The following is a 14,930-nucleotide window of genomic DNA, read 5'->3' as shown; positions in this document are numbered from 1 at the left end:
ACAGAGTTGCCAAAGATGCGTACCTACAGCAAGTTATAATGTCCTAACCCACAGCAAGATAGGACTCCCGCCACTTGGGGAGGGTTTGGGGGAGGGGCTTCTCCGCGCACCCCTGGCAACTCTGACGGAGTTGCGATTTCCCAGCCCAGGGTTGCGGGCGAAGCACGCTACCCTGGGTAAGCGCCCCCACTAATATAGCTACTCTGTAAGAGTTGCGTTTAGCCGAAGGCGTTACTTGTCGTGAATATACCATCACAATAATCTACAAAAAGATTTGTGCCTTTTCAGGGCTTTGCCCTTTGCGTCCGTGTGTGTCGGATAATATCTCGAGAGCAGGCTCTCGGATATTCACCGCCACACCCATCCGCGCCTGCCTGATGGCAGGCTGAAAAGTCACAAATAACAAAAAGTCCGCCGTTGGCGGTAAAAAAAGTCCGGCTAACGCCGGTACAAAAAATGATTACCATATTTTTTATCGGCAGGAGTCAAACAGATGGAATAACACAAGCAGCTGTTTTTTTACCGCCAACGGCGGCCTTTTTTTACGGCCAACGGCCGCTTTTTGAACCATGCCGGCTGTTGCCGTCATGCAAAGCATGGCGTTGGGGATGGTGGCGACGACAAGGAGGAAAACTCGTTTTCTGACTGGCGTCACCGACAACCCCCAAAAGGCGAAGCCGACAACAGCCGCCATGGCTTTTTGTGTTTATATCAACCTATATTATGTCCTGCTGCAGGTAACGCCTTCGGCTAATCGCAACTCTTTCAGAGTAGCATTGATTTGTAGTGATTTGCACCCAGGGTAGAGGCGCTTTGCCCCTCAACCCTGGGCTATGAAATCGCAACTCCGTCAGAGTTGCCAAGGGTGCGTACCATCCACGATGGGCTAACCCATCATTGGATGCGCACCACACACCATTCCACCATTGGGTGCATATCATCCATCATGGTTAGTCCATTACCGCCCAAATATATTTGACCATACACATCGGAAAATGGTGCGCACCCCTGGCAACTCTGACAGAGTTGCGTTTCCCCAGCCCAGGGTTGCGGGCGCAGCACGCTACCCTGGGTAGCTACCCCCACTAACTAGGCTACTCTGTAGGAGTTGCGCTTAGCCGTAGGCGTTACTTGTGTGTTTCCATATTCCTTGAATAAGCCATCACAATAAACGACAAAAAGATTTGTGGCTTTTCAGGTCTTCGCCCAATGCGTCTGTGTGTGTCGGGAGATATCTCGAGAGCGAGCTCTCGGATATTCACCGCCCCCCCCATCCGCGCCTGCCTGGTGGCAGGCTGAAAAGCCGCAAATACAAAAGTCCGCCGTTGGCGGTAAAAAAAGTCCGGCTTGCGCCAGTAGAAAAGTGATTACCTTATTTCTTGTCGATATATAACACCTCTTCTTCCTTGCTCTCTTCGGTGAACCACTACAAGCAACTGTTTTTTTTACCGCCAATGGCGGACTTTTTGAACGGCCAACGGCCGCTTTTTTTACCATGGCTTTTTGTGTTTATATCATTAGCTTATTAAATCCAAATCAGCCTAATGACCGTTTTGTGTTTATACATCCCGCTTTCTACCCATTCAAGGAAAAGCCTTTTGTGCAAATCATCACAAACGGCTTTTACCTCCATATTGGATCGTCCTTCCAATTTCCGATAAAACCAAGCCTTTGATAAGGAATGTTCTGATTGGCACTTATCAGATCAAGAATCTTATTTTTTATTTTATTTCTGGGGCAGACAGCATTGCAGAGATACAGCATTGCCACGATGAAGCCGTATGGCCTGTTCTTCTGATTTTCTGTCAATGGTGAGTTTAGCCATTTGCCACGTAAGCCTCTTGGATTGGTTACTTTCTTTCCAAACGTTCTGTTCCATAGTCTGGAATGGTGTGCCACAATGTTACGCATCAGAGAAATCGCCTCAAGCCAACCTGTAAGGTCTTTTGCTGAGTAAAGTCCAAAATCGTTGGCTATTGCGGAACGCTGCGGAAGCTGCGATTTAAGGTTTTTACACATCTTGGAAAGAGTACCGAATGTTGCCACCTCTATTATCCTCCACGCATCCGGATTGTCACCGTCAAAAGACTCCTCGTCCCAGTTGGGATGACTGTCTATATATTCTTTGGCAAAAGGCTCCGTACTTCTTCCAAATTCATATTTTAAGTCGTAAACGAAATCTTCATGGTAATCACTGTTCTCAAAAAGGGAGGAGTCCAAATACCATAATCCATTACCTGCGGCTTGTGACATATGGTTAATCACCTTTGAACGCAATGCCACTTCTATTATTTCTATTGCGTCAAAAAGGATGAGGCGCAGCTGATGGTCGAAATCATACCGCCGGATAACATCACTAAAGGTGGTTCCTTCAATGAAATCTCCATCTGTATCTGCATCCAGTAAGTCTCTCCAATAATATTTCAGACGGAAATAGCTGATACGCGAGAAACACTCCTTGGCCTTACGCTCTTCATCATCTGAGAAATTCATGCCCTTGTCACGAAGCAAGCGTATCTGTTCTTCTATATTATGCGGTTTCTGATTTACCATACCTGTTTTATAAAAAAAAGTGACCCGCCTGCAGGTCTCCGGGATGCAGACGGGTTCTGTTATCTTTGATTTGGTATAAACCGAGAATCTTCTTTTTCGGGTGTAAAGTTAGCAATAAAGTCTCAAACAACCAAACTTTTTTCAAGGAAAATATGAAGTTAAAGGAATGAAGGTAGCCAACCGATAAGCCCATCCCCATTCCTGCTCAAGGGGCGGGAGTTCCTTCACCGCTGAGTTTTAGGGCATCACAAAGAAGCTACAAAAAGATTTGCGCCTTTTCAGGGCTTCGCCCTTTGCGTCTGTGCGTGTCGTGTAATATCTCGAGAGCGAGCTCTCGGATATTCCCCGCCACCCCCATCCGCGCCTGCCTGATGGCAGGCTGAAAAGTCACAAATGACAAAAAGTCCGCCGTTGGCGGTAAAAAAAGTCCGGCTAACGCCGGTACAAAAAATGATTACCATATTTTCTATCGGCAGGTGTCAAAAAGATGGAATGTTGACTTCACGGCTGATGGCGTTCCGCAGTCTGCATAGTCTTGTTGGAAAACTATCGAACCACGGCCTTTTCCTCTAAGTCTCATTTCTATCTTGTTTACAGTGCTTTGGCTTGATGTTTGTGCCATATTTTTGAAACCTTTTTATTATATTTTTGGTTCTTGTTCGTCTGCAATGATATGGTATTTTCTTCTAAACACCAACATTATTATTGATTATCCGTTTTTGAAACGCATTTTTGGCAAACTCGCAATAGGTCAGTCTATCAATTTCACCAATTCATGTAGGAGTTGTGTTTAGCCGTAGGCGTTACCCGTAGCAAGTTATAATACACTAACCCACAGCAAGACGCCCCTTGGGGAAGACCTGGGGAGGGGCTTATGCAATGGGAAAGAGGCCAAACAGGAATGTTTTTAGATACAATCCTTGCAGAAAATCTCAAAAAGGTGTATAAACCGATAGGGCAAAAATCTCAAAAAGGTGCGAATAATGTTATTATGAAAAGAAGGATATATTAACACCACCTTGATTGAAAGGAGTTTTGCACCGGTGACCAAATGGGCTGCGTCACTATTGTTTGAGCCCTCCCTATGTTCTCCCCAAAGGAAATGATGTTAATGTCTAATGCCTTCACCCACAGCAAGATAGAACTCCAGGTTCTTGGGGATGGCTGGGGAGGGGCTTCTGGTTGTACACCCCGCAAGCAGCAGCAACTCTGACGGAGTTGCGTTTCCCCAGCCCAGGGTTGCGGGCGAAGCACGCTACCCTGGGTATGCGCCCCCACTAATATAGCAACTCTGTAGGAGTTGCGTTTAGCCGTAGGCGTTATTCTCAGTTGGATTTTATCACAATAAATAAGCAGAAAAAACTCGCTGCGGTAACGCCTTTGGCTAAGCGCAACACTTACAGCGTTGCTATCATTTTTTCTCACGGCACCCAGGGTAGAGGCGCTCCACGCCTCAACCCTGGGCTATGTAATCGCAACTCCTACAGAGTTGCCAAGGGCGCGTACCATCCACTACAAACTCCATCTCGAATTTCACCCAGGTAGTTGGGATGATGATGACGTCTCTTGTAGAGAGGTTTATGGCTTGTCCATGGAAGAGATGTCCGCAAGCAGCAACTCCTACAGAGTTGCCTAGGGTGCGTACCATGCACTACAAACTCCATCTCGAATTTCACCCAGGTAGTTGGGATGATGATGACGTCTCTTGTAGAGAGGTTTATGGCTTGTCCATGGAAGAGATGTCCGCAAGCAGCAACTCCTACAGAGTTGCCAAGGGTGCGTACCATCCACTACAAACTCCATTTCAATGCTCTCCCCAAGCAGGAATGTGTTAATGCAGAACAGGCTCAGCCACAGCATGATTGAACTCCCGCCCCCTGGGGAGGGTTGGGGAGGGGCTTCATCTCCTTGCAGAACTTATCGCCTAAGGCGTAGCCTTCTTCGTATAGGGCTTCCAACTTGTTGGTGTCTTTCTCTATGCGGTCTACCTCCAAGGGGCGCTCGGGACGGATGCAGACCACCTGGCCTGCGTCTTCGAGCTGCTCCACGTATGCCAACTGCTCATTATACACCTCTATGCGGCGGCTTAGGGCTACGCGCAGACGAGGGTAGTTCTTGTAGATTAAATGGGGAATCTTGTGGTCACGACCCTTCTTGCGGTAGCCACGGTTGCGGGTGAGTATCAGTACGTTGTTCTCATACCCGCGTTCCTGGGCGCGGCGCAGGGGGATGCTGTCGACGATGCCGCCATCGAGCATGGGGATGCCGTCGACGGTAACCATCTTGCTCACATAGGGCAGGCTGCTCGACGCCATCACGATGTCGAGCGCACGCTGGCGGTCGTGGTCTTCGGTGAGATACATGGCGCGCCCAGTCAGACAGTTGGTGGTGACCATCTCAAAGTTGGCCGAGTGCTGGAAGTATGTATCAAAGTCGAAGGGTATCAGCTCGTTGGGGAAGGCATCATAGAGTAGCTTGCGGTCGAAGATGCAACCCTGGGTGAGCAGGTGGCGCAGCCCTACATAGTGGTAACGGGCAAGAAAGTCGATATTGGATATGCGCGCACGACGCAGTTGACGGCTGAAGTAAGACATGCCATTGCAGGCACCAGCCGAGACCGCCACCGCATAAGGGAAATAGAGTTGATGCACCATGAAGGCGTCGAGCACACCACTGGTAAACACGCCGCGCATGCCGCCTCCTTCCAATACCAGTCCTGTCTTGTCGTTTATAGTCATAATCATCTAACGTATATCTGTTTGCAAAGTTACACATTTACCCCGTAAATGTGCAACAAATGCCCAGAAAACTATCGCCGTTACCGTTTTCTTAACTCCCAGAACGCCACAGCCGAGGCGGCAGCCACGTTGAGCGAGTCCACCTGGTGCGACATCGGGATGCGCACCACGTAGTCGGCATCTTCGATGGTGGTGTGGGGGAGTCCGTCGCCCTCGGTGCCCAGTACGATGGCCAGCCGCTCCACCTCGGGCAGCCTCGGGTCGTCGATGCTTATCGAGCGGTCTGTGAGCGCCATCGCTGCGGTCTTGAACCCGTAGTCGTTGAGCTGTTGCACGCTACCCTCAATCCAAGTCCAGGGGATGAGAAACACCGAACCCATCGACACGCGCACCGAGCGGCGGTTGAGCGGGTCACACGAGTCGGTGGTGAGCGCGATGGCGTCGATGCCCAATGCCGCTGCCGACCTGAAGATGGCGCCGATATTGGTGGTGTCGACCACGCCGTGGATGACCGCGATGCGATGTGCCGTGCGGCAGATGTCGGCTATCGTGGGCAGAGCCGGACGCTCCATGGCGCACAGCACTCCCCGCGTGAGCGTATAGCCCGTGAGCGATGCGAGCAGGTCGCGGTCGCCGGTATAGACAGGCACCTCGTCGCCGATGCGACTGATGATTGCTGCTGCATCGCCGTCGATGTGGCGCCGCTCACAGAGTAGGGCTGTGGCGCGATAGCCCGCATTGAGCGCCACATGGATTACCTTCGGGCTCTCGGCGATGAATATCTCTTTGTCGGTGTATCGCCCCGACCGCAACTGCGCCTCGGTGAGGCTGCTGAAGACTTCCACTCCGGGGTGGTCGAGTGATGTGATGTTGATGATAGGCATAATGCTGATGGTGGGATAAAGATTAGAAATCGAGTGCCTTACCGCTGTAGAAGTTGAGCAGACTGGTCTGGTAGAGGTATTCATAGCGGGCCTGAATCTGTTCGCTTTGCGCTCTGAGCAGATTGTTCTTGGCCTCGTTGAACTCCGTGATGCTGGCCTTGGCGTTCTCATATTTTGCCTGGGTCAGCTTGAAGGCTTCCTCGTTGCTTGCCACAGCTTCGCGGCTGCTGGCATACTTGCTCTCGGCAGCACGCGCGTTGTAGTACACCTGCTGTATCTCTTTGTAGAGCGACTTGCGCACATCGTCGAGCTTCAGCCGCTCGGTGTCGCGGTTTATCTCGCTGCGGCGTATGTTGTTGCGCGTGGCAAAGCGGTTGAAGATAGGGATGCTCAGACTCAGTCCTACATACTGGCTGAAGTTGTTTTTGAGCTGCTTGGCAAATCCGTCTGCCTCGTAACCGCTCGTCTTGTAGTAGTTGCTGCCCAAGCCGCCGTTGAGGTTGAGCTGGGGATAGCGCGCAGCCTTGGCTATCTGTATGTTGTAGTCGGCGCCCTCCACGCGGGTCTGCTGTGCCCTGACCTCGGGCTTCACCGCCATAGCCTTGGCAAAGATGGCTTCGGGCGAGGCGATGTTGCCTGGCGCGGGAGTTATGCGCTCGATGTCGGGACGCACGATGGAGAAACCCTCGGGCGATGGCAGCTCCAGCAACTGCGACAGTGAGAGCAGCGCCATCTGGTAGTTGTTGGCGGCGGTGGTCACCGTGAGCTGGCTCTGTGCCATCGTGGCTTTCTGCTGAGCCAGCTGGGCCACGCTTGCCTTGCCGTTGTCCACAAAGCCCTGCATCCTTACCACCTGCATCGAGTCGATAGACACCTGGCGCTGCGCTACGGTCATGGCCTCGGCGGCATTGAGCACCTCGATGTAAGCCTTTGCCACATTCATGCTCAGGTCGTTGCGCGCCTTGTCCAGGTCGGCATCGGCAGCGTCCAGATTGAGCTGGCTCAGCTTGATGGTGTTGCGTGTGCGGAAGCCGTCGAAGAGCGATACGGTCGACCCTATCGTAAACGACGTGCTCGATGTGCTCTTGTTCTCATACGTGTTCTGCGCCGTGAGTCCGCGGCCGAACGAGAAGTTCTGGGCTGCCGAACCGTTGAGGTCGGGCAGACGGCTGTTCTTGTCTGTATTCAGCTGCAGAGCCTGCAACTCGCGCGTGTTCTGCATCTGCTTTACGCTGATGTTGTGGGCTATGGCGTAGTCCACACACTGGCGCAGCGTCCACGCCTGCTGAGCTTGCGCAGTGCCTACGCCCATGCAGGCGGCGACCACTGCCATGATTATCCTTGTCGTCATACTCGTTGTCTTTTATGGGTTATCATTCGTCGTTGCCGGCTGCGTCGGCTATAATCTGCGGGCCGCGCACCTTGTCCTTGAGCGAGAGTCCCTTCTTTACCTCGATGTTCACGCCGTCGCTCAGTCCGGTCACCACGGCATGGCGCTCATAGGTCTTGTCCTTGCCTGTGCCCTTGATGAGATAGACGAAGGTAGAGTCGCCGCTGAACTCTATGGCGCTCTCGGGTATCGACACCACGTGCTTGGCTTCTGCCAGCACTATCTCGGCATTGGCGCTGTAGCCCGAGCGTATCTTGCCGCTCTTGATGCTGTGCACGGCAGCCTTTACCTCAAACTGGTTGGCGCCGTTGTTCTCTGTGGCTTTGGGCGAGATGTACTCGAGGGTAGCGTCAAACCTCAGGTCGTGCAGTGCGCCTATCGTTATCTTCATCGGCATGTTGTCTACCAGACTACCCACCTCGGTCTCGTCTATGTTGCCTCTGAAGATGAGGTCATTCATATTGGCCACGGTGGCTATGGTCGTTCCGTCGTTGAAGGTGTTGGCCAGGATTACCGAGTTGCCCACCTTGACGGGGATGTCCAGTATCACTCCCGAGATGGTAGAGCGTATCAGCGTCGAGCTGGCTTTGGCATTGCTGCGCGATACGCCGTCGCGCACCACCTCGAATGCGTCCTGTGCCGCCTTGAGTTCCTCGTTGGCCTGGTGCAGCGTCTGTCTTATCTTGTCGTATTCGTCGGCGCTCACCAGCTTCTGCTTGTAGAGACTCTCTTCACGCGAGTAGTCCACCTGCGCCTGCTTCTGGTTAATCTCGGCCAGCCTTACCCTCGACTGGGCACTGCTCAGCTGACCCATATCGGGTATCACCTTCACGCGGGCTATCACCTCGCCGGCCTGCACATACTGGCCTGCTTCCTTGTAGATTTCGCTGATGATGCCGCTTATCTGGGGCTTTACGTTTACCTCGTTGCGTGGCTCTATCTTGCCTGTTATCACCGTGGTCTTCATGATGTCGGTGGTCACAGGCGTCAGCTCGCTGTACTCGATGGGTGCGGGTTGTGATTTCTGATAGAGAAACACGAAGGTAGCGATAAACACCAGTATGATTACCGCTGCCACAATCAGTTTGGAATACTTTTTCATATTTGTTCTTTCTTTTATTGTTTACGTTGTTGTGATGCTTTTAGTTCTCGCGCATGGCGTCTACGGGCTTGATGCTCATGGCTCTCCATGCCGGAGCCAGACCCGCCAGCGCGCCGAGGGCACATACCACTATGGTAGAGAGGATGGCAGTCCAGAAGTCTATCTGGAAGTGGGCCATCACCATGCCGTCGGTGGTGCAAGCCATCTCCACGAGTTGCAATATGCCCACGCCGAAGAGTATGCCGCTCATGCCCGCCACGGCGGTGAGCACGATGCTCTCGGCGATTATCTGCGAGAGTATCATCTTGGGTGTGGCTCCTATGGCGCGGCGTATGCCTATCTCGCCGGTACGCTCCTTGACGGTCACCATCATGATGTTGCTCACACCGATGGCACCCGAGACGAGGGTGCCTATGCCCACGAGCCAGATGAGGAAGTTCACGCCCTGGAACAGGCTCTCCAGCATGGCGTACATGATCTCGGTATTGAATATGGTGACGCCCTCGGTGTCTTCGGGCGAGATGGAGTGGGCGCGTGCCAGCGTGGTGCGTATGCGGTCGGCTATGGTGCTCATCACCACGCCCTTCTTGCCCGTTACAGCCATCAGGTCTACGGCGGTACCACGGTTGTAGACCTTGCGCAGCACCGATTCGGGCATCGTGATGGTCTCTTCGGCACTGCCGCCGAAGTTTACCGCATGTCCGGAACTGTAGTTGACGCCCACCACGCGGTAGTAGGTCGAGTCTACACGAATGGTCTTGCCGCAGGGGTCACCTCCTTCGGGAAAGAGGCTCTTGTAGATTTGCTTGCCTATGACACAGACCTTGCGCTCCTGCTTCATGTCGATGTCATTGATATAGCGGCCATAGTAGAGTGTGGGTGCAGCCACACGGGCATAGTCGGGGGTGACGCCCATGGTGGATGCGCTGAAGGTGTTGGTGCCACGGGTAGTGGTGCGGCGTCCGCCGAAAATCATGGGGCTTATCACGTCGAGCTCGGGCACCTGGTGGCGCAGTCTTACGATGTCCTTGGTGTCCATGCTCCATTCCCTGCCCTTGTTGAAGCCCCGGTATGCCTTGGTGGTGGGCTGTGCCCAGATGACCGACGCGTTGGTGGCAAATCCCGCGAAGTTGTTCTGCAGCATTTCCCTGAGCCCCTGTCCGCCACCGCTCAGCGCGATGAGCATGAAGACTCCCCAGAACACGCCAAAGCCCGTGAGCAGACTGCGGCTCTTGTTGCGCGTGATGGTGTCGAGTATCTCCTTGTATGTATCTAAGTCTAATCGCATATTGGTCTTGTAGAGTTGTGTAATCGGTTGTCTATTCGGCTCTCAGCGCCTCGATGGGCCTGATGCGCGAAGCCTTGATGGCGGGTATCAGACCGGCTATCGTTCCGGCGATGATGATGGTCAGGGTAGCCTTGATGCACACGTCGAGCCCCACGGTGGGGTCTACAAACATCGTGGCCCTGAATATGCCTGAGTCCATCACCATGTGGCCCATGGTGGCGTCCATATACTGATTGGTCAGTATGCCGCAGAGCATGCCGATGTAGCCGAAGACAGAGGTGATGATGATGCTCTCGGCGATGATGAGCATCAGTATGTCCTTGGGGCGCGCTCCGATGGCCTTGCGTATGCCAAACTCGCGGGTGCGCTCCTTGACGGTGATGAGCATGATGTTACTCACGCCCACGATGCCGCTCAGCAGCGTAAACAGGCCCACTATCCATAGTGCAGTGCGTATCATGCCTATGCCCTGGGCCATGGTCAGACTGTCGGTATAGCGGTTCCACATCCAGAGGGCCTGCTCGTCGTCGGGGGATGCCTGGTGGCGCAGATTGGTACTGGCGCGGTAGTTGGCCTCAAACTTCTCGTTGTCCTCCTTGGTCTTGAGGTTCTTGATGGAGAACTCGATGTTGCCCACATTGTCGCCTTTGGCATAGATGGCTTTCAGGGTAGTGAAGGCGGTGAAGAGTTCGTTGTTCTTGCGTGACTCGTCGTCCTTGGTGATGCCCACCACCTTGAACGCCAGACCATTGATGTTGACATTCTTGTCGATGAGCGACCGATAGTCATGACAGAGCTCCTTGGCCTGACTGCGTGAGAGCACCACCACCTTGCGGCGCTCTCTGAAGTCGGGCTCGTTGATAAACCTGCCAGCCAGCATCTCGGTCTTGTTGATGTTCACGTGGGTGGGGTAGATGCCGACGAGATTCTGGGTTGCCACATAGTTCTCGCCGTAGGCTACGGTGACACCGTACTGGCTCAGCACGCCGCCCACGTGGTCTACATGCTGGGCATAGTTGTCGCCGGTAATCGCCAGGTCTCTGTCGTTGAGGGTTATTTCCCGTCCCTCCTTCAGGCCTTTGTACGCCTTAGATGTGTAGCCGGGCATCACCACCATCGAGTTGGTGATATACTTCTCGCTCCGCTCCATCTGGGCGTTGATGAGACCGTTGCCCGCGCCCAGCAGGAATATCAGCATGAATATGCCCCATGCCACGGCAAAGCCGGTGAGCGCTGTGCGCAGCCGGTTGCGCTTGGAGGTGCTCCATATTTCCTTGATTAGTTCGCGCATGATGCTTGTTGTCAGGTTATTTCACATAGTCCTTGGCCACCAGGTGGTGGTCGCTGTTGTCTTCGATGCTGCCTATCACGCCGTCCTTGATGTGTATCACCTTGTCGGTCTCGTTGGCTACGCCGCTCTCATGGGTTACGACCACGATGGTCATGCCGTCGCGCTCGTGGAGCTCCTTGAGCAGGTCCATTACCTCCACGCTGGTCTTGGAGTCGAGGGCGCCGGTAGGTTCGTCGGCGAGTATAATCTGCGGTTTGGTGATGAGCGCACGGGCTATGGCCACACGCTGGCGCTGACCGCCCGACAGCTCGTTGGGGTAGTGGTTAGCCCATTGGCTCAGTCCCAACCGCTCCAGATACTCCATCGCCAACTGGTGGCGCTTGCGTCTTCCCACGCCCTGATAGAACAGTGGGAGCTCCACGTTTTCCACCGCCGTCTTGAAGGGGATGAGGTTGAACGACTGGAAGATAAATCCTATCATGCGGTTGCGGTATTCGGCAGCACGCGTCTCGCTGAGGTCCTTGATGAGCACCCCGCCGAGCCAGTATTCGCCCGAGTCATAGTTGTCGAGGATGCCCAATATATTTAATAAGGTGGACTTGCCCGAGCCCGAGGCTCCCATGATGGAGACAAATTCGCCCCGCTCGATATTGAGGTCGATGCCCTTGAGCACGTGCAGCGGCTGGGCTCCCTGGTAGGTCTTGTTTACATCTTTGAGTTGTATCATCATAATGTCTTAGAGGGTTGAGGGGTTAGCGTTTGAGCAGACTGGCCAACTCGTCGCTTACTTCGTCGAGAGAGATGCCCAGCAGCGACATCTGTCGCGCCATTTCGGGCAGCCGCTCTTTCATGAACTCGCGCTTGCGGGTCTTCTGTATCTGGTCCTTGGCGCCGGGAGAGACAAAGTAGCCCAGCCCACGCTTGTTGTAGATTACGCCTTCTGCCGCAAGCAGCTCATATGCCTTGACGGCGGTATTGGTGTTGACCTCGAGCAGCACGGCATACTCGCGCACACTGGGTATGCGCTCGTCCTCGTGATATTGGTCGGCCAGTATCTCGTCGCTCAGACGCTCGGCTATCTGTATGTATATGGCTTTGTCGTTGTTGAATGTCATAATCGTTGTGTCTTTAGAGATTGGTCATTCGGTTGCAGTCTACCTGCAGCCGGCAGAATATGCGGTAGGCCATGATGTGGTTGAAGATGGCCAGTGCCACAAACAGGGTGGGGAACACCGTGTTGATGCAGCGTAGGCTGATATAGTAGGAGAGGTCTGCCGTACCCATCATATAGGCCACGATGCCCAGGAGGACAACGAAGAAGATGCACATGATGGGCTGGGCGTGCTTGCGGAATATGGCTCCACCCAACAGACAGCACGAATGAGCCCAGACGAAGCCAAGCCAGAACACCCAGCCCTCGCTCTTGAGCGTATAGTGGTCGGTGTTGATGGTTATCGCCGGCTGGAAATCGCTGCTTGCAGCCATCACTATAAACGACTGCCTGAAGCCGGGATAGACTATCAGGTTGATGAGATACTGGGCGATGTCGGCCACCACGATGGCCATCGCTGCAGTGAGCATTATGCCGAGGGTGACATAGCCCATGCGTGCCATGTACTTCTCGGCGTTGGACGCTGGCAGCATGAGAAATGCTATGCGTGTGGCTCTGGTTCTGAACGAACGGAAGATGAATGTGGCGCCGACCAGCACGACCATCAGGAATACCGAGCAGATGCCGAAGCTGCCGGCGTAGGTGAGCATCTCTTCCGCCGTGGCGTCGTCGGGCAGATGGTGCATGCGCAGGTCTATCAGCTTGCTCATCTGCATGAAGGGTATGGTCATGGCGATGACCGTCACGGTGAATATCTTGATGAGCTCGTTTCGGTTTTGGGCGATGTCGTTCATTATCACCATCGCCATGCGTTTGGGAGCGAATGTTGTCATATATTGTTCATTAGAGATTGGTAAACTTGTCGCAGATTATCTGCATACGCTTGAAGATGCGGTAGGACCCTACGTAGTTGGCTATGCTCAGCCCGATTAGTATTGCGGCCACGGCGGTTGTCGCGCCGACCGTCGGTTTAGGGGAGAGAACTCTCGGAAGGATGCCGATCTCGGGTGCCGTATTGCTGGCGAAGATGAGCAGCATCAGACTCAATGCCACGCAGGCTGTGGGGTGGCGGCGCAAGAGGGTGCCGCCCAAGGTGCAGTAGGAGTGCAACCACAGCAGTCCGCTGTAGGTAACAGTCATCGCTGCGATGTCGTCTGGGAGGGGCAGATAATCTGCCAACTGCTGCTTGCCGCTGCCTGTGATGAAGCAGCATATCATCTCCCATAGGCACGAATGGTGGATGCCGGGATGGAAGATAAAGCTGAGGGCAAACTGTATGACATCGCCCACCACCAGGGCGGCGGCAAATGTGAGCACGCTGCCGAGAGTGATGTGGATAAAGCGTGTGGCATATTTCTCTGCATGACTGGCGGGCAGCATCAGGTAGTGCTCGCGCATGGGTTTGGTCTCCATGCTGCTGAAGATGAGGGTGCCCATGGCGCAGAGGAATAGCGGAAGAACTCTTAACGCGTTGGCGATGACAAACGTGCCCACCATGTCGGGCAGTCTGCTTATGCCGTTGGCGCAGATGTCTTGGCGCTGTAGGAAGGTTAGCATGAATGTGTACTCTACGCCCAAGGCGGCAGAGAGTATCATGCCGATGCGGAGTGTCTGGCGCCGGCTGTTGGTCCAGTTCCAGCGGAGCAGCATACATAGCCTGTCGAGGCTGAAGTTATGGGTAGTCATAATGGTGGGGGAGAGCTCAGATGAATAGTTTGTGATTGATGGCACCATCGAACAGCAGTTCGAGGTCTACGGGGGTCTCTGCCATGCCCTCCTCGCGGTGGGCTATCACGGCGCAGCCCTGGAGGTTGGGTTCGGCATAGACCACGTCGCTGTCGTCGGCGTTGGTGGGGCGCTGCTCAAAGCGGTAGTGCTGGCAGATGTCGCTTATCGAGGCGTCGAGCAGCACTTCGCTATGGTCGAGTATGACCACGTGGTCGAGCAGCGACTCTACATCGTGAACCTGATGGGTAGAGATGATGAGGGTGCGGTCGGGAGTCATGTGGCGGGCTATCACACGGCGGAAGAGACTCTTGGACGGGATGTCCAGACCATTGGTAGGCTCGTCCATCAGCAGCAGGCGCGTGCCGGTGGCAAGGGCAAAACTCATATATACCTTCTTCTTCTGTCCCATGGACAACTGGCCGAGATTGGGGTCGCCATTGAGCTCAAATTCAGCAAGACACTGGTCCAGTACTTCTTGTGAGAAGTTGGGATAAAACCCTCTATTGACCTTCACATAATGGCTCAGCCGGATGTGGGGGAGGTCGTACTCTTCGGGCACGATAAACATGTTGCTCAGCATTTCGGGATGGTGGAGACAGGAGTTGCTCCCGTCTACCAGCACTTCACCCTCAGAGGGGCGCAGCATGCCGCAGATGAGATAGAGCAGAGTAGACTTGCCCGTGCCGTTCTTGCCCAAGAGGCCGTAGATGTTGTTCTCTTTCAGCTGGAGGCTGAAGTGCTCGAATACCTTGTGCTTGGTGCCAGGGTAAGCGAAGTTGATGTTGTTGACTTGTATCATATCCTTAATATCAGTTGTTTTATCGTTACCGAGTTTATCGTGTTTC

At 53.8% G+C, this 14,930-nt stretch carries 14 protein-coding genes; all 14 read right to left on the bottom strand.

The genetic code is table 11. The annotated features are described in order from the left end of the window. Window positions 1-472: 472 nt before the first annotated feature. The 14 genes from CIK92_RS13390 to CIK92_RS06075 all read right to left on the bottom strand — a co-directional run bounded on the left by CIK92_RS13390 (window position 473) and on the right by CIK92_RS06075 (window position 14,884). Window positions 473-694 (bottom strand): hypothetical protein, encoded by a 222-nt coding sequence (locus CIK92_RS13390; protein ID WP_144289358.1) that lies wholly within the window; start codon window positions 692-694, stop codon window positions 473-475. Window positions 695-1,623: 929 nt separating this feature from the next. Next, the gene (locus tag CIK92_RS06130) at window positions 1,624-2,553 is read right to left on the bottom strand and encodes an Abi family protein (RefSeq protein WP_094388500.1); all 930 of its coding nucleotides are present in this window, start codon (window positions 2,551-2,553) and stop codon (window positions 1,624-1,626) included. Window positions 2,554-3,019: 466 nt separating this feature from the next. After that, window positions 3,020-3,175, bottom strand: coding sequence for a hypothetical protein (locus CIK92_RS13745; RefSeq protein ID WP_158214745.1), 156 nt, complete (start codon window positions 3,173-3,175; stop codon window positions 3,020-3,022). A gap of 1,225 nt (window positions 3,176-4,400) precedes the next feature. Further along, window positions 4,401-5,291, bottom strand: coding sequence for a patatin family protein (locus CIK92_RS06125; RefSeq protein ID WP_094388570.1), 891 nt, complete (start codon window positions 5,289-5,291; stop codon window positions 4,401-4,403). A gap of 80 nt (window positions 5,292-5,371) precedes the next feature. Continuing rightward, on the bottom strand, window positions 5,372-6,175 hold the full coding sequence (locus CIK92_RS06120; protein ID WP_094386860.1) for an RNA methyltransferase: 804 nt from the start codon (window positions 6,173-6,175) through the stop codon (window positions 5,372-5,374). A gap of 22 nt (window positions 6,176-6,197) precedes the next feature. Then, window positions 6,198-7,526: a TolC family protein gene (locus CIK92_RS06115; RefSeq protein ID WP_094388499.1), complete on the bottom strand. Its 1,329-nt coding sequence runs from the start codon at window positions 7,524-7,526 to the stop codon at window positions 6,198-6,200. 22 nt (window positions 7,527-7,548) lie between these two features. Further along, window positions 7,549-8,667 carry an efflux RND transporter periplasmic adaptor subunit gene (locus CIK92_RS06110; protein ID WP_094388498.1) on the bottom strand — a complete coding sequence of 373 codons (1,119 nt, stop codon included), beginning with the start codon at window positions 8,665-8,667 and terminating at the stop codon, window positions 7,549-7,551. Between the two features lie 40 nt (window positions 8,668-8,707). Further along, window positions 8,708-9,955 (bottom strand): ABC transporter permease, encoded by a 1,248-nt coding sequence (locus CIK92_RS06105; protein WP_094388497.1) that lies wholly within the window; start codon window positions 9,953-9,955, stop codon window positions 8,708-8,710. 31 nt (window positions 9,956-9,986) lie between these two features. After that, window positions 9,987-11,246, bottom strand: a complete 1,260-nt coding sequence (locus CIK92_RS06100) for an ABC transporter permease (RefSeq protein ID WP_094388496.1) — start codon at window positions 11,244-11,246, stop codon at window positions 9,987-9,989. Between the two features lie 16 nt (window positions 11,247-11,262). Then, complete coding sequence (locus CIK92_RS06095) at window positions 11,263-11,973, bottom strand: ABC transporter ATP-binding protein (protein ID WP_094388495.1); 711 nt, start codon at window positions 11,971-11,973, stop codon at window positions 11,263-11,265. Between the two features lie 25 nt (window positions 11,974-11,998). After that, window positions 11,999-12,361, bottom strand: a complete 363-nt coding sequence (locus CIK92_RS06090; protein ID WP_094388494.1) for a GntR family transcriptional regulator — start codon at window positions 12,359-12,361, stop codon at window positions 11,999-12,001. A 13-nt stretch (window positions 12,362-12,374) separates the two neighbouring features. Then, window positions 12,375-13,190, bottom strand: coding sequence for a hypothetical protein (locus CIK92_RS06085; RefSeq protein ID WP_144007686.1), 816 nt, complete (start codon window positions 13,188-13,190; stop codon window positions 12,375-12,377). A gap of 10 nt (window positions 13,191-13,200) precedes the next feature. Next, window positions 13,201-14,043 (bottom strand): hypothetical protein, encoded by an 843-nt coding sequence (locus CIK92_RS06080; RefSeq protein ID WP_144289357.1) that lies wholly within the window; start codon window positions 14,041-14,043, stop codon window positions 13,201-13,203. Between the two features lie 16 nt (window positions 14,044-14,059). Continuing rightward, window positions 14,060-14,884, bottom strand: coding sequence for an ATP-binding cassette domain-containing protein (locus CIK92_RS06075; protein WP_022310217.1), 825 nt, complete (start codon window positions 14,882-14,884; stop codon window positions 14,060-14,062). Window positions 14,885-14,930 lie beyond the last annotated feature (46 nt).

It is taken from the genome of Prevotella sp. P4-67 (genome assembly GCF_002251325.1).
Taxonomy (GTDB): domain Bacteria; phylum Bacteroidota; class Bacteroidia; order Bacteroidales; family Bacteroidaceae; genus Prevotella.
Note: the sequence above shows the minus strand (reverse complement) of the source record. Positions and strands in the feature narration are given on the sequence as shown.